The sequence below is a fragment of the Mumia sp. Pv4-285 genome, assembly GCF_041320275.1.
Taxonomy (GTDB): domain Bacteria; phylum Actinomycetota; class Actinomycetes; order Propionibacteriales; family Nocardioidaceae; genus Mumia; species Mumia qirimensis.
This window is the reverse complement of record NZ_CP162023.1, coordinates 4,152,316-4,170,466: the sequence shown is the minus strand read 5'-3', so window position 1 is coordinate 4,170,466 and position 18,151 is coordinate 4,152,316. Positions and strand designations below refer to the sequence as shown.

16 protein-coding genes and 1 riboswitch are annotated in these 18,151 nt (G+C 71.6%); of the genes, 6 read left to right on the top strand and 10 right to left on the bottom strand.

Going from position 1 to position 18,151, the window contains the following annotated elements:
• Nucleotides 1-142: 142 nt before the first annotated feature.
• Nucleotides 143-1,672, top strand: a complete 1,530-nt coding sequence (locus AB3M34_RS19980; protein ID WP_370616583.1) for an amino acid permease — start codon at nt 143-145, stop codon at nt 1,670-1,672.
• A 74-nt stretch (nt 1,673-1,746) separates the two neighbouring features.
• Here AB3M34_RS19980 and AB3M34_RS19975 read toward each other — a convergent pair whose 3' ends face one another.
• From AB3M34_RS19975 to AB3M34_RS19965, 3 genes are read right to left on the bottom strand one after another with little or no spacing between them, the layout of a single operon-like run.
• A complete protein-coding gene (locus AB3M34_RS19975; protein WP_370616582.1) occupies nt 1,747-2,715 on the bottom strand; it encodes an NADPH:quinone oxidoreductase family protein in 969 nt (322 codons plus the stop codon).
• A 45-nt stretch (nt 2,716-2,760) separates the two neighbouring features.
• A complete protein-coding gene (locus tag AB3M34_RS19970; RefSeq protein WP_370616580.1) occupies nt 2,761-4,050 on the bottom strand; it encodes a cytochrome P450 in 1,290 nt (429 codons plus the stop codon).
• 10 nt (nt 4,051-4,060) lie between these two features.
• The gene (locus AB3M34_RS19965; RefSeq protein WP_370616579.1) at nt 4,061-5,551 is read right to left on the bottom strand and encodes a flavin-containing monooxygenase; all 1,491 of its coding nucleotides are present in this window, start codon (nt 5,549-5,551) and stop codon (nt 4,061-4,063) included.
• A 71-nt stretch (nt 5,552-5,622) separates the two neighbouring features.
• Here AB3M34_RS19965 and AB3M34_RS19960 point away from each other — a divergent pair, with 71 nt between their 5' ends.
• Nucleotides 5,623-6,210, top strand: a complete 588-nt coding sequence (locus AB3M34_RS19960; protein ID WP_370616577.1) for a TetR/AcrR family transcriptional regulator — start codon at nt 5,623-5,625, stop codon at nt 6,208-6,210.
• Between the two features lie 183 nt (nt 6,211-6,393).
• Here AB3M34_RS19960 and AB3M34_RS19955 read toward each other — a convergent pair whose 3' ends face one another.
• Nucleotides 6,394-6,774: a DoxX family protein gene (locus AB3M34_RS19955; protein WP_370616575.1), complete on the bottom strand. Its 381-nt coding sequence runs from the start codon at nt 6,772-6,774 to the stop codon at nt 6,394-6,396.
• A 79-nt stretch (nt 6,775-6,853) separates the two neighbouring features.
• On the opposite strand from AB3M34_RS19955, the gene AB3M34_RS19950 reads away from it, so the two are divergent.
• The 3 genes from AB3M34_RS19950 to AB3M34_RS19940 are packed head-to-tail and all read left to right on the top strand — an operon-like array spanning nt 6,854 to nt 10,042.
• Nucleotides 6,854-7,726, top strand: a complete 873-nt coding sequence (locus AB3M34_RS19950) for a sigma-70 family RNA polymerase sigma factor (protein WP_370616574.1) — start codon at nt 6,854-6,856, stop codon at nt 7,724-7,726.
• A 46-nt stretch (nt 7,727-7,772) separates the two neighbouring features.
• Nucleotides 7,773-9,302: a cobyric acid synthase gene (locus tag AB3M34_RS19945; protein WP_370616572.1), complete on the top strand. Its 1,530-nt coding sequence runs from the start codon at nt 7,773-7,775 to the stop codon at nt 9,300-9,302.
• A complete protein-coding gene (locus tag AB3M34_RS19940) occupies nt 9,299-10,042 on the top strand; it encodes a cobalt-precorrin-6A reductase (RefSeq protein WP_370616571.1) in 744 nt (247 codons plus the stop codon). The genes AB3M34_RS19945 and AB3M34_RS19940 overlap by 4 nt, the downstream gene beginning before the upstream one ends.
• Before the next feature lie 60 nt (nt 10,043-10,102).
• Here the strand turns inward: AB3M34_RS19940 and AB3M34_RS19935 are convergent, their stop codons facing one another.
• From AB3M34_RS19935 to AB3M34_RS19910, 6 genes are all read right to left on the bottom strand, one after another.
• Complete coding sequence (locus tag AB3M34_RS19935; protein WP_370616569.1) at nt 10,103-11,044, bottom strand: cobalamin biosynthesis protein; 942 nt, start codon at nt 11,042-11,044, stop codon at nt 10,103-10,105.
• Nucleotides 11,041-11,844, bottom strand: a complete 804-nt coding sequence (locus AB3M34_RS19930; RefSeq protein WP_370616568.1) for a CbtA family protein — start codon at nt 11,842-11,844, stop codon at nt 11,041-11,043. Before AB3M34_RS19930 ends, AB3M34_RS19935 begins: the two co-directional genes overlap by 4 nt.
• A gap of 75 nt (nt 11,845-11,919) precedes the next feature.
• Nucleotides 11,920-12,132 (bottom strand): CbtB domain-containing protein, encoded by a 213-nt coding sequence (locus tag AB3M34_RS19925; RefSeq protein ID WP_370616566.1) that lies wholly within the window; start codon nt 12,130-12,132, stop codon nt 11,920-11,922.
• 138 nt (nt 12,133-12,270) lie between these two features.
• Nucleotides 12,271-14,652 carry a cobyrinate a,c-diamide synthase gene (locus tag AB3M34_RS19920; protein WP_370620081.1) on the bottom strand — a complete coding sequence of 794 codons (2,382 nt, stop codon included), beginning with the start codon at nt 14,650-14,652 and terminating at the stop codon, nt 12,271-12,273.
• Nucleotides 14,653-14,669: 17 nt separating this feature from the next.
• Nucleotides 14,670-15,284, bottom strand: a complete 615-nt coding sequence (gene cobO / locus AB3M34_RS19915) for a cob(I)yrinic acid a,c-diamide adenosyltransferase (RefSeq protein WP_370616565.1) — start codon at nt 15,282-15,284, stop codon at nt 14,670-14,672.
• Complete coding sequence (locus tag AB3M34_RS19910) at nt 15,284-17,365, bottom strand: VWA domain-containing protein (RefSeq protein WP_370616564.1); 2,082 nt, start codon at nt 17,363-17,365, stop codon at nt 15,284-15,286. Before AB3M34_RS19910 ends, cobO begins: the two co-directional genes overlap by 1 nt.
• 49 nt (nt 17,366-17,414) lie before the next feature.
• Nucleotides 17,415-17,548: riboswitch (cobalamin riboswitch) on the bottom strand.
• A gap of 52 nt (nt 17,549-17,600) precedes the next feature.
• Between AB3M34_RS19910 and AB3M34_RS19905 the strand changes: the two genes are divergently transcribed.
• Nucleotides 17,601-18,095 (top strand): GNAT family N-acetyltransferase, encoded by a 495-nt coding sequence (locus AB3M34_RS19905; protein WP_370616562.1) that lies wholly within the window; start codon nt 17,601-17,603, stop codon nt 18,093-18,095.
• Nucleotides 18,096-18,151 lie beyond the last annotated feature (56 nt).

Genomic DNA, 18,151 nt, shown 5'->3' with positions numbered 1-18,151 from the left:
CGCCGAACCAACCATTGGGACGGGAGGTTGCGACAAAGATCAGCGGAGAAATCGCGAGATCGCCAGTCAAAGGTATGTCCAGGCCACCATTGACGGGTCTACTCTCGGTCCAAGCGACGCGACCGTCGATAGGAGAGTCGAGATGGCCGACAAGAGACTCACGTCCTCGGGAGCGACGTACTCCCACGCCCAGGACGGCTACTTCGAGAAGCGGCAGCTCACGCGTGCCGCCGGCTTCTGGGGGCTGTGGGGCATCGGCGTCGGCGCCGTCATCTCCGGCGACTTCTCGGGATGGAACTTCGGCCTCGACGCCGCGGGCTGGGGCGGCCTCGTCGTGGCGAGCCTCGTCATCGTCGTCATGTACTTCGGCATGCTGTTCTCCATCGGCGAGATGTCGGCCGCGATGCCGCACACCGGTGGCGCGTACTCGTTCTCCCGGGCAGCGATGGGTCCGTGGGGCGGCTTCGTGACCGGGGTCGCCGAGACGATCGAGTACGTCTTCACGACCGGCGTGATCGTGCTCTTCTCCGCGGAGTACGCCAACGCGATCACCGACGAGCTCATCGGGCTGGATCTCACCGACAACATGTGGATCTGGTGGATCGTCCTCTACGCGTTGTTCGTCGGCCTCAACACGTTGGGGGCGGCGATCTCGTTCAAGTTCGCGATCATCGTCTCGATCATCTCGATCGGCGTCCTGGTCCTCTTCGCGATCCTGGCGTTCGCCAACGGCGCCGTCGACTTCGGCAACCTCAACAACATCACCCCGGATCCGGGCAACTCCGACTTCCTCCCGTTCGGATGGGAGGGCGTCCTGTACGCGCTGCCGTTCGCGATGTGGTTCTTCCTCGGGATCGAGGAGCTCCCGCTCGCGGCGGAGGAGGCGCACGACCCTCAGAAGGACATCCCGCGGGCCGGCATCGGCGGACTGCTCACCCTGATCGCGACCGCGGCGATCGTGCTGTTCCTCAACCCGGCGGTCACGGGCTCGGACGAGATCCGGACGTCGGGCGAGCCGCTGCTCGACGGGTTCCGGTCGTTCCTCTCGGCCGACCTGGCAGCGCTGCTGTCGGCGTTCGCGCTGATCGGTCTGCTCGCGAGCCTGCAGGGCATCATGTTCGCCTACGGCCGCAACATGTACTCGCTGTCGCGGGCCGGCTACTACCCGAAGTTCCTGTCGCTCACCGGTGCGCGGCAGACCCCGTGGGTCGCGCTGGTCGCCGGTGCGGTGATCGGTCTCGTGGCGCTGTTCATCGTGGACCTCGTCGGCTCCGCAGCCGGCGACATCGTCCTGAACATCGCGGTGTGGGGCGCGGTCCTCGCGTACTTCCTGCAGATGGTCGCGTTCGTGATGCTTCGCAGGAAGTTCCCGAACGCGGTCCGGCCGTACGTCAGCCCGGTCGGCGTGGGAGGCGCGATCGTCGCCGGTGTGATCGCGGCGATCACGTTCGTCGGCATCCTGCTCAACGAGACGTACCGCCCGGCCGTGATCGCGATCGTCGTCATCTACGCCGTGATGCTGCTGCTGTTCGCGCTGTGGGGCCGTCACCGTCTGGTGCTGTCTCCCGAGGAGGAGTACGCGGTGTCCGGCGGCCTGCACGGCTACGACCCGGAGAAGGAAGGGCTCGGCGGCACGATCGAGGACGAGATCCTCAAGGGCAACACCGAGTAGCCACGAAGCCGAGGGTGCGTCACGCCGGACCACGGGGGAATCCGGCGCGACGCACCCTCTTCGTGCGTCCGGCGTCAGGGGACGAGGACGACCTTGCCGACGGCCTCGCGGTTGTCGATCGACGCGAGGGCGCTCGCCGCGTCCTCCAGCGGGAACCGGGCGCCGATCGGCGGCGTCAGCGAGCCCGCCTCGAGGTGCGGCGTGAGCTCCTGCCACTGCGAGGCGACGTAGCCGGGCCGCTTCATCACGTACGCTCCCCAGCCGACGCCGCGGACGTCGATGTTGTTGAGCAGCAGTCGGTTGACCTTCACCTCGGGGATCGCGCCGGCGGTGAACCCGATGACCAGCAGGCGACCGTCGTCGCCGAGCGCACGGAGCGAGTCGGTGAAGCGGTCACCGCCGACCGGGTCGACCACGATGTCCGCGCCGCGTCCACCGGTGAGGTCCTTGACCGCGTCCTTGAACCCGTCGACCAGCACGTACGCGTCGGCGCCGGCGGCCTTGGCCACCTCACCCTTCTCGTCGGTCGAGGTGACGGCGATGACCTGACCCGCGCCGTACGCCTTGGCGATCTGGATCGACGCCGTGCCGACGCCGCCGGCGGCTCCCTGGACCAGAACGGACTCGCCGTGGCGGAGGTAGCCGCGCTTGAGCAGCGCGAAGTGCGCCGTGAGGTAGTTGAGCGGGATCGCGGCACCCTCCTCGTACGAGAGGTTGTCCGGGAGGTGGAAGGTCATGTCGGGGTTGGCGACGACGCGCTCCGAGAACCCGCCGAGCATCGGGAACGCGGCGACGCGGTCACCGGTGGAGAAGCCCGAGCCCGAAGGCGCGGAGACCACCTCGCCGGCGATCTCGGAGCCGGGGACGAACGGGAGCGGGGGCTTCACCTGGTAGAGCCCGCGGGTCTGGAGGACCTCCGGGAACGAGACACCCGACGCCCGGACGTCGATGACGACCTGGTCAGGACCCGGCTCGGGTGCGTCGATGTCGACGACCTCGACGGCGGAGGGACCTTCCAACGATGTGATCTGGACTGCACGCATGACCCGACCCTACCTAAGCGAGCGCTTAGCGGGGAGGGGTGTCACTCACCGGGCGTGAAGGCTGACGACGGCCTTGTGCTTCGGGACGTGCGTGATGTTGCGGAGCATGTCGATCTCCTCGCCGTCCACGCTCACGCGGTAGCGGGTGAGGATCTCCTTCAGCACCGCCGTACCCTCCAGCAGCGAGAAGCCGGCGCCGATGCACCGGCGCACCCCTCCGCCGAAGGGGAGCCACGTGTTGGGCGCGATGTCGTCGTCGAGGAATCGCCGCGGCCGGAACCGACGCGGCTCGGCGAAGCTGGCGGACGACGCCTGAGCGCCGGCGATCGACGGTGAGACGACGGTGCCCGCCGGGAGCTCCCAGGGCCCGATCCGCTGCGGCGTGGTCAGGCGCCGCACGACGGAGTCGATCACGGGATGGAGCCGCATGCCCTCTTTGAGGCACGCCTCGAGGAACGCCTCGTCCCCGGTGTCCGCGGCCCGCACGGCGTCGGCCTGGACGTCGGGGTTGGCCCCGAGCTCGTACAGCGTCCACGACAGGGCGGACGCCGTCGTCTCGTGCCCGGCGAGGAGCAGCGTGACGAGCTGGTCGCGGAGCTCGGGGTCGGTCAGGGACGCGACGTCGTCCTGGGCTCGGACGCCGAGCAGCCGGGAGAGCACGTCCGTGCGGGCATCGAGGTCGGGCACCTCGCGTCGCGCGGCGATCTCGGCGTACAGGAGCCGGTCGACCTGTCGCTGGTTGTCGAAGTAGCGCTTCCACGGCCCGTACCGGCGCAGCCTGGGGAAGATCCAACCGACGAACATCACCGGGTCGATCTCCACCATCCGTCGGATGCGCGGGCGGAGCGAGTCGAGGGTCTCCTCGTCGGTCACCCCGAACACGACCTGGAGGATCACCTCCAGCGTGAGAGCGTTCATGCGGTCGTGGGTGACGAGGCGCTCGCCGTCGCGCCAGCGGTCGACCTCTGCCTTCGCGAGCGCGTCGACCAGCCCGCGGTATCCGCGCAGCGACGCCCCGTTGAACGCGGGCATCAGCAGTTTGCGCGCCCGCATGTGCTCCGCCTCGTCGGTCAGCAGCACCGAGTGGTCGCCCATCACCGGACGCAGCACCTGGTTGCCCTCGCCGGCGTGGAACTCGGTCGCGTCGCCGCCGAAGACCTGCTTGATGTGCTCCGGCTCGCTGACCGTCGCGATCGTGCGTGGGCCGGGGTGGATGCGGATCGTGTACGCGGATCCGTACCGGCGGACGAGCATGCGGGAGAACGGCCCCCGGAACGCGAGGAACGCCACCGTCTGGACGGAAGCGGGCCACCGTGGTCCTGGAGGCAGGCTCATGCTGTGCCCATCATGCTGCGACCTTATCCGTGCGCGCAGCACGCTCGAAGACGTAGTCCTCCTCGCGGACCTTGCGGGTGTCCCACCAGTACTGGAAGGTGAACTTCGGCCAGATCGTACGGTTGTTGCCCTGGCTGTCGAGGTACCACGAGGTGCAGCCGCCCTGGGTCCAGATGCCCTTCTTGACCCGCTCCTGGATGTCGGCGTTGTAGGTGTCCTGAGCGAGTCGCGTCGGCTCCATCACGTCGGCGCGCAGACGGTCCATCGTGTCGAGCGAGCGAACGATGTACTTCGCCTGCTGCTCGATCATGAAGACCACCGAGTTGTGGCCGAGCGCGGTGTTGGGGCCGAGCATCAGGAACAGGTTGGGGAAGTTGCTGACGTTGATGCCGAGGTAGGTCTCGACCCCGTCACGTCGGAACTGCTCCGCCATGGGCACGCCGCCTCGGCCGGTGATGTTGAGGTGGTCGAACGCGTCGACGACGTGGAAGCCGGTCCCGTAGACGATGACGTCGGCCTCGTGCAGCGTGCCGTCCGCATCGACGACGCCCTCGGGGACGATGCGGGCGACGCGTGTCGTCTCGAGCGTCACGTCGTCGCGGTTGAACGTGCGGTAGTAGTCGTTGGACTGCAGCACGCGCTTGCAGCCCAGGCGGTAGTCGGGCGTCAGCTTGGCGCGGATCTCGGGGTCGTCGACCTGGCGTGCAATGTGGGCGTGGACGACCTTCTCGGCGATACGGAGGAACGCGGGCACGTGGCCGTTGAAGGTGATCGCGCGCGACTCGAGCGCCCAGTAGAGGGCGTCGCGGTAGACGCGGTTGGCGCCGGGGACCTTCTCGAGGATCGTCTGCTTCGTCGCGCCGATCGGCTTGTCGCGCTTCGGGAGGACCCACGGGGGCGTCCGCTGGAAGAGCGTGAGGTGCGACGCCTGCTCGGCGATGATCGGGACGAACTGGATCGCGCTCGCCCCGGTGCCGATGACGGCGATCCGCTTGCCGGTCAGGTCGACGTCGTGGTCCCACTCGGCGGAGTGGAATCGCGCGCCGGTGAAGGACTCGGCGCCCTCGATGTGTGGGACGTTCGGGATGTGGAGGCCGCCCATGCCCGAGACCAGCACGCGTGCGTCGTACACGTCGCCGTCGGCCGTGTGGACCTCCCAGCGGCGGCGGTCGTCGTCCCAGTGGGCACCGACGACCTCCTTGCCGAAGTGGATGCGCTTGCGGATGCCGTGCTCGTCGGCGACCTTGCGCATGTAGTCCCAGATCTCGGGCTGGCCCGAGAACGAGTTGGACCAGCGCGGGTTGAGCTCGTACGAGAACGAGTACATGTGACTCGGCACGTCGCACGCGCAGCCCGGGTAGGTGTTGTCGCGCCACGTGCCCCCGACCTCGTCGGCCTTCTCGAGGATGACGAAGTCGTCGCGCCCTGCCTCGGCGAGCTTCATGGCCATGCCCATGCCGGAGAACCCGGTGCCGACGATGACGATATCTTGGGTGATCACGAGTCAGATACTAACGGTATCCGAGCGGGATGCAACACTCTTGATGTCATATTGCGGAACGAGGAGGGCCGATGTCCATCCGGGCGGCACGTCAGGCGCAGACGCGCGAGTCGCTGATCGCGACGGCCCGTGCTCTCTTCCTCCACGACGGCTACGCCGCGACCAGCCTCGAGCGCGTCGCCGTGGAGGCCGGGTTCTCGAAGGGCGCGGTCTACTCGAACTTCAAGAGCAAGGAAGAGCTCGGACTCGCCGTCCTCGACGAGATCCACGGCGAGATGGTGGTCGAGGTGCTCGAGGCGCTGACCTCGGCCACGACGTACGAGGAGTCGCTCAACGCGTTCGAGGGCTGGCTCAAGGTCCGACTAGGACAGCCGCGCTGGACCGCGCTCGAGGTCGAGTTCGCCGCCGTGGTCCGCACCAGTCCCTTCGTCGCCACGGAGCTCGCCGCCCGCCACCGGCTGATCCGCGAGTCCATCGCCGCGATGCTGCTCGACATGCAGGAGCGAACCGGCATGCGCCTCGCGGTGCCCGCCGACCAGGTCGCGCTGGTGCTGCTGAGCCTCGGCATCGGGCTGGGCGCGCAGCGGTCGCTCGACCCGAGCATCGACGTGCACGCGTTCACCGACACCATCCGCTCGCTCCTGCTGCCCCCCGCCTGACCGCTTCACTGGTCGAGCCCTTCTTCTCCGCTGGTCGAGGCGCCCTTCCCCCCGTTGGTCGAGGCGCGAAGCGATCGAGACCTGGTCTCGAGACGGGCTCGTTCCTCGCCCTCCTCGACCAGCGGGGGTGCGGTTGGTCGAGGCGCGAAGCGATCGAGACCATCGACCGGCGGGGGGACTGCCTCACCCGAATGCTTCCGGACCGAACCGGCCGACCGCCAGGAAGACGATCAGGGCGAGGTACGTCAGGTCCAGGATCGCGTGCGCGACCTCGTGCCGGCGGGACGTCACGATCGCCGCGCCGACCATGATCGTCGCCAGGCCGACGGCGGCGAGCGGGACCAGGACCGGTGCGATGCCGAGGGCGGCCGGCAGGATCAGGCCGAGCGCGCCGAGGATCTCGAGCGCGCCGAGGGTCTTGATGAAGCGTGGGCTGAAGTCGTTGACCCAACCCCCGCCAGGAGCCTTGGCCAGCGTCTCCCGCGGAACGAAGAGCTTGTTCGCCCCTGCCAGGAGGAAGACTGCTGCCAGGAGGCCGGCGATGATCCACAGTGCGAGGTCCATGAGCTTCCGCTTTCTGTTACGTCTGCCCTTGCGAGCCCGTCATCAGGTATGACGGACCTGGCTGGCAGGAGGTAACGGCATGACGGGATCGGACGTGGGGGACGACGCCCTGGCGGGAGCCTTCGAGGAGCAGCGCGGGCGCCTGGAGGCGGTGGCCTATCGCATGCTCGGATCGCGGACGGACGCCGAGGACGCGGTGCAGGAGGCGTGGCTGAGACTGATGCGCCAGGACGCGGCGACGATCGACAACCTGTCCGGATGGCTGACCACCGTCGTCGGCCGGGTCTGCATCGACATGCTGCGTGCACGCGCGGCCCACCCCGAGGCGCCGTACGGCGAGCGCCTGCCCGACTTCGTCGTCACCGAGGACGAAGGAGCGCCCGAGGACGATGCGGTGCTCGCCGACTCGGTCGCGGTGGCGCTCCTGGTCGTGCTCGACTCGCTCGGCCCCGCCGAACGCCTGGCGTTCGTGCTGCACGACATGTTCGCGGTGCCGTTCGACGAGATCGGTCAGATCCTCGGCAGGTCGACCGACGCGTCCAAGATGCTCGCCAGCCGGGCGCGCCGGAAGGTGCAGGCGGCCCCGCGTCCCTCCGACGAACGGCGCCGAGCGCGTGCCGTCGTCGACGCGTTCCTCGCAGCAGCGCGGGCCGGTGACTTCGAAGGGCTGCTGCGGGTGCTCGACCCGGAGGTCAGGTGGCGCGGCTACTCCGCGCGAGGGCTCGTCGTACGGCTGGGTGCGGCCGAGGTCGCGTCGCGGGTGCAGTTCGCGGCCGGCGCGACCGCGACGTCGCGCCCCGTGCTCGTGAACGGCGAGCCGGGGATCTTGGCGGTGGGCCAGGGTGGGCGGCCGGTGGCCGTGATGGCCTGCACCGTGGTCGACGGCCGCATCGTCGAGATCGTGTCGACGACGGATCAGGACCGCCTCGCCGCCATGGACCTTCCGGACTAGCTGCCCGGATCGGGCCGAACGCGGCAAGACTCCTACGCTGGTCCTCATGACCGCCCGCTCGTTGATGATCGCCGGGACGACCTCCGACGCGGGCAAGTCCGTCGTGACGACCGGGCTGTGCCGCCTCCTCGCGCGGCGGGGCATGAAGGTGGCGCCGTACAAGGCCCAGAACATGTCCAACAACTCGATGGTGGTCGCCGGGGCCGGCGCGATGGGTGGAGCCGGTGCGGACGGTCAGGGCGCCGAGATCGGTCGTGCGCAGTGGATCCAGGCCGTCGCCGCGGGCGCCGTTCCCGAGCCTGCGATGAACCCGGTCCTGCTCAAGCCCGGCGGTGACCGGCGCAGCCACGTCGTCGTCATGGGACACCCCGGCGGGACGCTGGACGCTCGCGACTTCACCCGCGGGCGGGAGCACCTCGCCGAGGCGGCGTTCGCCGCGTACGACGACCTGGCCGAACGCTTCGACGTGATCGTCTGCGAGGGCGCGGGCAGCCCGACCGAGATCAACCTGCGCGACAGCGACTACGTCAACATGGGACTCGCGCAGCACGCGTCGATGCCGGTGCTCGTGGTGGGCGACATCGACCGGGGAGGGGTGTACGCCGCACTGCACGGCACCGTCGCGCTGCTCTCGCCGCAGGACCAAGCGCTGATCTCGGGATTCGTGATCAACAAGTTCCGCGGCGACGAGTCGCTCCTCGCCCCGGCGAACGTCGCGATCGCTGGTACGACCGGGCGTCCCGTGCTGGGTGTGCTGCCGTGGAGCCCGCACGTCTGGCTCGACTCGGAGGACGGCATGGATGTCGCTTCTCGTGGTGCCGCCGGCGCGTCCGACAACCCGCTGCGAGTCGCCGTCGTACGGCTGCCGCGGATCAGCAACTTCACCGACGTCGACGCGCTGGGACTGGAGCCGGGCGTGGACGTGACGTTCGTGAGCGATCCGCGCCGCGTCGCGGAGGCCGATCTCGTGGTCGTCCCGGGGACCCGTGCGACCCTGGCCGATCTCGCGTGGATGCGCGACCGCGGTCTCGACGTCGCTGTCGCCGCGCACGCGCGCGCCGGACGGCCGGTGCTCGGCATCTGCGGCGGGTTCCAGATCCTGGGCCGGACGATCGCCGATCCGGACGGCGTCGAGGGCGAGGCCGGCGCGACTGCAGAGGGGCTCGGGCTGCTCGACGTCACGACGACCTTCGGCGCCGACAAGGTGCTGCGCCTGCCGTCGGGCACGGCGCTCGGCGCGGAGGCGCACGGGTACGAGATCCATCACGGCCGCATCACCCGTGGAGACGACGAGGAGTTCCTCGGCGGTGCGCGCCGGGGAGTCGTGGCCGGGACGATGTGGCACGGCAGCCTCGAGTCGGACGGTCTGCGGCGAGCTCTCCTCGCCGAGGTCGCCGCTGCGGTCGGGCGACCCTGGACACCGGGGGACGTCTCGTTCGCCGACGCCCGGTCCGCGCGGCTCGACCTCCTGGCCGACCTGATCGAGGAGAACGTCGACGTCGACGCCGTGCTGTCCTTGATCGAGGAGGGTGCTCCGGCCGACCTCCCTGTCGTGGCGCCCGGCGGTGTCGGGTGAGCGTCCTGGTGCTCGGCGGTACGGCGGAGGCGCGTGAGCTCGCCACGCTTCTCCACGCGGGCGGTGTCGCGGTCGTCTCGTCGCTGGCCGGCCGTGTCGCGCGTCCGCGGCTGCCGGTCGGCGAGGTCCGGGTCGGTGGGTTCGGGGGAGTGGACGGGCTGAGGTCGTACGTCGAGGACCACGGGATCGCCGCGGTGGTCGACGCCACCCACCCGTTCGCGGAGGGCATCTCGGTGAACGCGGTCGCGGCGTGCGCGGCCGACGGCGTACCGCTGCTCCGTCTCGAGCGTCCCGGTTGGGCCGCGGCCCCCGGTGCCGACCGCTGGACCTGGGTCGACGGCCACGACGTCGCGGCGCGGGAGGCCGCTGCTCGCGGCGAACGGCCGTTCCTCACCGTCGGCCGCCAGCCGCTCGACCGGTTCGTCGAGCCGCTGCGCGACCGTGCGGCGCTCGTCCGCGTCGTCGACCCGCCCGAGATCGCGGTCCCCGAGGGCTGGGAGGTCCTCCTCGACCGGGGGCCGTACGCCCTCGACGGCGAGCGCGCCCGCATGCGCGACCACGGTATCGACGTGCTGGTCACGAAAGACTCCGGCGGACGCTACACGTGGCCCAAGATGGCTGCCGCCGACGAGCTGGGGATCCCGGTCGTCGTCGTACGGCGCCTGACGGCGCTCGCTGCCGTCGAGACCGTCGGCGATCCTGCCGCTGCCGCTGCCTGGGTCCGCGCACTCGTGCGGTGAGCCCGCTCCGCCGGTGGTGAGCGAGTGTTGTAGCCCGGGCTCACCACCGGCAGAGAGCGCTCACCGACGCCGGGCCCGGCGAAATGCGACCGCGCACGCGATCGCGCACGCGGCGAGGTCCACCCTCCGGGCCAGGCGCGCCGCTCGCACCACGTCGCTGGGCTCGGCCGCGCGTCCGTCCCCGAGCACGTGCCTGTCCTCGACACGGTCGCCGTACCGGTTCACCCCGCCGAGCCTGATCCCGAGCGCACCCGCGAACGCCGCCTCGACCGGTCCCGCGTTCGGGCTCGGGTGTCCGCCGGCGTCACGGCGCCACGCGCGGAGGGCGTCGGCCGGACGGCCGCCGACGGTCGGGGCGAGCGCCGCGGCGAGGGCTGCCGACAGGCGAGACCCGGGGACGTTGAGAACGTCGTCCAGCCGGGCCGATGCCCACCCGAACCGTTCGTACCGCGGGCTGCGGTGCCCCACCATCGCGTCGAGCGTGTTGGCAGCGCGGTACGCGAGTAGTCCCGGGGCCCCGGCGAACGCGCCCCACACCAACGGCGCGACCACGGCGTCGCTGGTGTTCTCGGCCACGGACTCGACGACGGCTCGGCTCACCTCCGACGCGTCGAGCCGTGCGGTGTCGCGGCCGACCAGGTGCGTCAAGCGCTGGCGCGCTGCCGGCAGGTCGTCGCGGTCGAGGTGCGTGACGACGGCGAGCGCCTCGCGCTCGAGCGAGCGCCCGCCGAGGACCACCCAGGTCGCTGCCGCAGTGAGCGCCGCGCGCACGACAGGTCGCTGACGGCCCGCACTCTCGACGGCGACGCCGGCCGCGGCCGTACCTCCGACGAGCAGCGCCGTGAACGCGAGACCGGACCCGCGGCGGTCGGCGTACAGGCGACGCTCGAGCGCACCGGCCACGCGACCGAGGCCCGCGACCGGGTGCCGGCGCGCTGGGTCGCCGAGCACCCGGTCGAGCGCATAGCCGATCGCGATGCCGACGGCGCGGGCCACTGTCACAGCGCGAGGGCCGCCTCGCGCTTCTCGGCAGCAGCAGCCACCTGGTTCTGCGAGCGCAGCACCAGCCCCGTCAGGACGACGCCGAGCACCGCCCACGTCGTCGCCACCGTGAGAAGCGAGTCGCGCCGGAAGAACCAGAGGATGTCAGCCGGGAAGTCGCCGACCTCGTTGACCGTCGAGAAGAGGCCTCCAGCGACGAGCATGACGGCGACGTACGCAGCCGCGCCCGAGACGATCGCCCCGTAGCCGCCGAGCTTCGGGAACAGCTTCACCGCGAGCACGACGGCGGCGGCGGCGACCAGGACAGAGACGAGCACGAAGCCGAAGTAGAGACCGGTGCGCTCGCCGATGGTGTCGCCGTCACCGACCGCGGGCGGGGTCGCCGGGTACTTGAGGAACGGCACGAGGGCGTACGCGACGAAGGCGATCAGCGAGACCACCGCGGTGCTCCCCACGGCCGTGAGGCGCCCGAGCCGCCCCGTGGCGAAGGCGGCGATCAGGCCGAGCACGCCGCCGTAGGCGAGCGACAGCGCAAGGATCGCGGTGGCGAGCCCGAAGGTCGCCTGGTGCTCGCGCGAGACGGTGGTGCCTCCGTCGCCGTGCGAGTGGGTGTGCGCGCCGGCCTCGTCGTGGTCGTGCGCGTGGTCGTGGCCGTCGGAGGTCGTCGCCGACGCGGCCTCCTCGAGCGAGATGGCGGTGTCGATCTGGGGTTCGCCGACGGTGTAGGCGACCACGAAGGCGGCGATCGCCGCGACGAGGCCGGCCAGGAGGCCGTTGACGAGGAAGGTACGGGGAGTCATCGAAAGGTCCGTTCGGGGTAGCGCAAGCTGCCGCAACGCCGGTAGGCGCTGCGGTCAGGTGCTGAGGTCAGGCGATCAGTGGCAGGGGAAGCCCATGAGGTGGCGTCCGTCGTGGACCCACTCATGGATGGCGTTGCCCGCCGGGATCGAGACCGCTCCCTGGTCGGCGCTGACGAAGAAGATCGTCAGGACCGCGAGGAGACCGAACAGAGCTGCCCACGGTGCGAGCTCGCGTACGGAGATCGTCGTGACCGTGGGCATGGGGGTGGCAACGTGTGCCTGAGACATGTTTCCTCCTAGGGATGCGGCGTCCCTGCGTCGTATGGAATGGCCACAACGTCGGGTCTGGCTTCGCCCTGGGGGGCGTCACAGTAGCGCGACTGCGCCGGAATCACACCGGCTTCCTCGGTTGCGGGTACGTGGAGACTATCGGATCGGGCGGCGTTCGCACGCCACCGCCTCGAGGGTGGACAGCAGCCGTTCGGTGACGGCGGGCGCACGGACGGCGATCCTCACCCACGACGCGTCGAGGCCGGGGAAGGTGTCGCCGCGCCGTACGGCGAGTCCTGCCGCGCGCAGTCGTTCGCGGACCCCCTCGCCGGGACGCGCCAGCACGAACGGGCCGGCGGGTCCGGCGACGTACGGGACGCCGAGCGCATCCAGCCCGTCGGTGAGCGCCTGGCGGTGGGTCACGGTGGTGTCCGCGCGCCGCTCGGCCTCGTGCGACGCAGCCTCCGACGCGCACGCACGCATCGCGGCCGCAGCGGTCGTGGACACCGACCAGGGCGCCTGCGCGGCCCGCAGGGCGGCGACCACGTCCGGCTCCCCGAGCACGTACCCCGCGCGGACCCCCGGGATCGACCACAGCTTGGTGAGGCTCCGGATCACGAGGACACCGGGCGTACGGTCGCCGGCGAGCGACGCGGTCTCGCCCGGGACGAAGTCCATGAACGCCTCGTCGACGACCACGAGCCGGCCGGGTCGTACGAGCGCGCGCACGGCGTCGGCCGGGTGGAGGCGGCTCGTCGGGTTGGTGGGGTTGCCGACGACGACGAGGTCCGCGTCGGCCGGCACCGCGGACGGGTCCAGCGCGAATCCGTGGTCGGCGTCGAGCAGCACGTGGGCGACCGTGTGCCCGGCTTCGGCTAGGGCGACGTCGGGCTCGGTGAACTGGGGGTGGACCACGACGGGGTGACGCCACGGCTGCAGGCGCGCGACCAGCCCGAAGGCCTCCGCGGCGCCTGCCGTCGCAAGCACCTCGCCCGGCGTACGGCCGTGGCGGGCGGCGAGCGCGTCCTCCGCCGTACCGGCCTCGGGGTAGTGGTGGACGTCGTCGATGCTCGTCCGGAGGGCGTCGTCGAGCCACTCGGGACGCAGCCCGTCCCACACGTTGACGGCGAGGTCGACCAGGTCGCCGTCACGGACCTCCACGTCTCCGTGGTGGCGCAGGTCGGGTGCCGGCCTCGCCGCCTGGCCACCCCCGTGCACGGCATCGGCGAACGCCTGGGCGATCGCGGGGTGACCGGCCCAGTGGATGTGCAGGTACGAGGCGTGCAGCGTGGGACCGGCGAACCCGACCGCTCGCTCGCCGAGCTCCCACGCCGCCACGGCACCGGCACCAGGCTCGACGGTCGTGCGGTGGAACTCGTGCGCGGTGACCGTGGTGCCGGCCGGACCCAGGAGGTTGTCCGTCGGCGAGGTCGCCCTCCGGTAGCCGAGCGTGAGCCGCGGCGTCATGACGGCAGCGGCCTCGACTGCTCCCACCATCTCGGCGGCGTCGACGGACCGGCAGAGGTACAGCAGGCCGGCGCACTCGGCGACGGTCGGGACACCTTCGGCGATCGCCGTCGCCAGCGCCGACCTCAACGGCACGTTCGCTGCGAGGTCGGCGGCGTGCACCTCCGGGAAGCCGCCGCCGAGGTAGATCCCCGCGGTGCCTTCCGGGAGGACCGCGTCGCTCAGCGGGTCGAACGCCACGACGTCGCAGCCCGCCGCACGCAGCAGCTCCTCCGTCTCCGCGTAGCGGAACGTGAACGCGCGCCCACCGGCCATCGCCACCACCGGCCGATCGGCCGAGGGCGGCGACACGTCGTCCGACGGGCTCCACGGCTGCGCGTGGAGCGGCGGGGCTCCGGCGGCGATGCGGCGGACGGCCTCGAGATCGACGGCGTCGGTGATCCGCGCCGCGAGGACGTCGAGGGCGTGCGCCGCCTCCGCCCGCTCCGCGGCGGGGACGAGCCCGAGGTGGCGCGACGGTGCCTCGATCCCGGCGTCGCGGTGCAGCACGCCGAGGACGGGGACGTCGCGGATCGCGCGGCGTACCTCGTCGGCGTGCCGCGGCGATCCCGCCTTGTTGAGGATCACGCCTGCGACCTCGACGCGGGGGTCGTACGAGACGAGACCGTGGACGACCGCTCCGATCGTGCGGGAGGCGTGCGAGACGTCGACGACGAGCACCACCGGCGTACGGGTGAGTGCGGCGACGTGGGCGGTCGATGCGAACCCGTCGGTCTCCAGCTGCCCGTCGTACAGGCCCATCACGCCCTCGACCACAGCGATCTCGGCAGCAGGACGGCTGCCGAGCGGACCCGCGCCGTGGAGCAGCAGCGGAACGATGCGCTCCTCGCCGACGAGGTAGGGGTCGAGGTTGCGACCAGGCCGTCCGGTGGCGAGCGCGTGGTAGCCGGGATCGATGTAGTCGGGCCCGACCTTGTGCCCGCTGACCTCGGTGCCCGCGCGAGACAGCGCGGCCATCAGCCCGGTCGCGACGGTCGTCTTGCCGTGACCCGAGGCCGGTGCCGCGATCATCACCCGCGGCAGCACGGTCACCACTCGATCCCCCGCTGCCCCTTCTGGCCGGCGTCCATCGGGTGCTTCACCTTCGCCATCTCCGTGACGAGGTCCGCGGCGTCGAGCAGGCGCGGGTCGGCGCGCCGACCGGTGATCACGACGTGCTGTCGACCCGGACGGGCCGTCAGCGTCTCGACGACGTCGTCGACGTCGACCCAGCCCCAGGCCATCGGGTACGTGAACTCGTCGAGCACGTACAGGTCGTGACGCTCCTCGGACAGGCGACGCTTGATCTCCGCCCAGCCGTCGGCGGCGGCCAGCGCGTGGTCGTCCTCGCTGCCCGCCTTGCGCGTCCACGACCATCCGGCGCCCATCTTGTGCCACTCGACGGGCCCGCCCTTGCCCGTCGACGCGTGCAGCTCGCCGAGCGTCTCGAGGACGGTCTGCTCGCCGATGCGCCACTTCGCGGACTTCACGAACTGGAACACCCCGATGTCCCAGCCCTGGTTCCAGCCACGCATCGCGAGGCCGAAGGCAGCCGTCGACTTGCCCTTGCCGTCGCCCGTGTGGACGGCGAGGACGGGGCGGTTGCGGCGCTGGCGCGTGGTGAGGCCGTCCTCGGGCACGGCGGCCGGCTGGCCCTGAGGCATCAGGCCACCGCCGTACGGGGTGCGCGCACGACGGCGGTGAGGCCGTCCGCGGTGATCTCGCCCAGCGGCACGTACTCCGCCCCGAGGTCAGCGGCCAGCTCCCGGGCGAGGCCCATGGTGAAGCGTCCCGTCTCGCAGTCGACGACGATGCTGGTGACGCCGGAACCTGCCAGGGAGGCAGCCGCCTGAGCGGCGCGGCTTCGCGCGGAGGCACCGGCGGTGGCGCGCCCGTCGGTGACCACGACCAGCAGGGCTCGCCGCCGCGGGTCGCGTAGGCGCTCGACGCGCAGCACCTCCGCCGCCTGGAGCAGGCCTTCGGCGAGCGGCGTGCGCCCGCCGGCCGGCAGCTCCTCGAGCCGACGCGCGGCGACCTCGACCGAGGACGTGGGAGGCAGCGCGACGGTCGCCGCGTGGCCGCGGAACGTGACGAGTCCGACCTTGTCCCGGCGCTGGTAGGCGTCGAGCAGCAGCGAGAGCACCGCCGTCTTCACCTGCTCCATGCGACGCCTCGCCGCCATCGACCCCGACGCGTCGACGCACAGGAGCACGAGGTTGGACTCGCGTCCCTCCTTCACCGCGAGGCGGAGGTCGGCCGGCGCGAGCGCGAGCGCGGCGCCCCGGCGTGCGCGCCCGCCCTGGCGCGGCGCAGCGGCACGGATCGTGTCGGGCAGGTGGATGCTGCCGGGTTCGCCGTCGGGGGTGCGGGACCCGATCTGGCGGCCGGTTCGCGTGATCGCGCGTGAGCGGCGGCCGGCGTCACCGGTGCCGGTGCCGGCGACGGAGAAGAGCCGGGCACGGTACGGGGTGCCCGCGCCGACGGTGGTCGGGGCGGGGACGCCGGGTGCGGGCGGGGCGCCGTCGGTCGAGTCGTCCGATTCGTGGCCGTCTCGGGCGGCCGAGTCGACCGAGTTGCGCGCCTCCTCGCTGGGCGAGGGCGTATCGAGACCCCCGCCACCGCCCGGGCCGTCCCCGTCCCCGTCCGGCCCCGGGTCCTCCGGCTCTGCATCTCGCAGCACCTCGTCCAGCACGTCCTCGTCGATCCCGGGGGCGTCGAACGGGTTGCGTCGCCGCCGGTGCGGCAGCGCGAGCCGGGCGGCGACGCGGATGTCGGCGGAGGTCACGCGGTCGCGCCCCTCCCACGCGGCGTGCGCCACCGCCGTACGGGCTGTGACGATGTCGGCGCGCATCCCGTCCACGTCGAACGCGGCGCACACCTCGGCGATGGTGAGCAGTGCGGCGTCGTCGAGGGCGACGTCGTCGACCCGTCCCTGTGCGGCGCGGATCCGTGCGGTCAGGGCGGCCTCGGCGTCGGCGTACGAGGCGGCGAAGCCGGCGGGATCCGCGTCGAACGCCAGCCGACGCCGTACGACCTCGACGCGGACCGCGGGATCGCGCGGCGCGCTCACCTCGACGGTCAGACCGAACCGGTCGAGCAGCTGCGGGCGGAGCTCGCCCTCCTCGGGATTCATGGTGCCGACGAGGACGAACCGCGCGGCGTGCTCGACCGAGATGCCGTCCCGCTCGACGGTCACTCGGCCCATCGCGGCGGCGTCGAGGAGCACGTCGACCAGGTGGTCGTGCAGGAGGTTGACCTCGTCGACGTAGAGGATGCCTCGGTGCGCACGGGCGAGCAGCCCCGGCTCGTACGCGGCGGTGCTCTCACCGAGCGCCTTCTGGAGGTCGATCGAGCCGAGCACCCGGTCCTCGGTCGCGCCGACCGGCAGCTCGACGAGGCGTACGGGGCGGGTCTCGACCGCGGCGTCCGGGCCGAACGGCCCGTCCGGCGAGAGGGGATCGGCCTCGGCGGGGTCCGACGAGAACCGGTCACCGGCGATCACGTCGATGGGAGGCAGGACGGCGGCGAGGGCGCGTACGGCCGTCGACTTCGCCGTGCCCTTCTCGCCGCGGACGAGCACGCCGCCCACGCCGGGGGAGATGGTGGTGAGGACCAGGGCGAGGGCCATGTCGTCGAAGTCGGGCGCAGCGTCGAAGTCGGGCGCAGCGTCGAAGTCGGGCGCAGCGTCGAAGTCGGACGTGGTGTCGGAACCGACGACGGCACTGAAAGGGAACTGCTGTGGCATTCGGGGCTCCCGCGCTCTTTGCCAACGTCTCGGCGACCACGGGATTGCGGCCACCGCTAGGCGCGAGGCCGGTCTTCGGACTTCCGAGGTCGTACGCCTCGGTCACCGCAGCGGGCCCTGTGCCGGATTCTCACCGGCTTCCCGATTCTCCCCGTGAGGGGCACCTCGAGCCTGGGTTCGTCAGCCTAACCGAGGACGGTGGGCCTGCCGTCACGGGTGACTTAGCCTGACGTGCATGAGCAGCCCTGCACGTCCGGACCTGCGCCCTGCCCACCCGGACGACGCGGCGGTGGTCGCGGCGATCTGGCACGAGGGCTGGGGAGACGGCCACCTCGGTCAGGTCCCGGATGCGCTCGTGGCCGCGCGTTCGCGCCCGTCCTTCGAGGAACGGGCGCTGGCGCGCGTCGCGGACACGACCGTGGCGGAGGTCGACGGCGCCGTGGCGGGCTTCGTCATCGTCCTCGACGACGAGGTCGAGCAGGTGTACGTCGAGCGGGGATTCCGCGGTGGAGCTGTCGCGCCGATGCTGCTCGCGGAGGCCGAGCGGCGGGTCGCTGCGGGCGGTCACGCGCAGGCGTGGCTCGCGGTCGCGCCGGGGAACGGACGTGCACGCCGCTTCTACGAGCGGTCCGGGTGGGTCGACGGTGGCGGCTTCGTCTACGAGGCGGAGGTGGCCGGAGGACGGTTCGGAGTGCCGTGCCGGAGGTACGTCAAGGACGTCGCTCCCTGACCTCGGTCCACAGGCCGAGTCACCGGTGGTGGAGTGCCGGCCGTGACGTAGCGTGG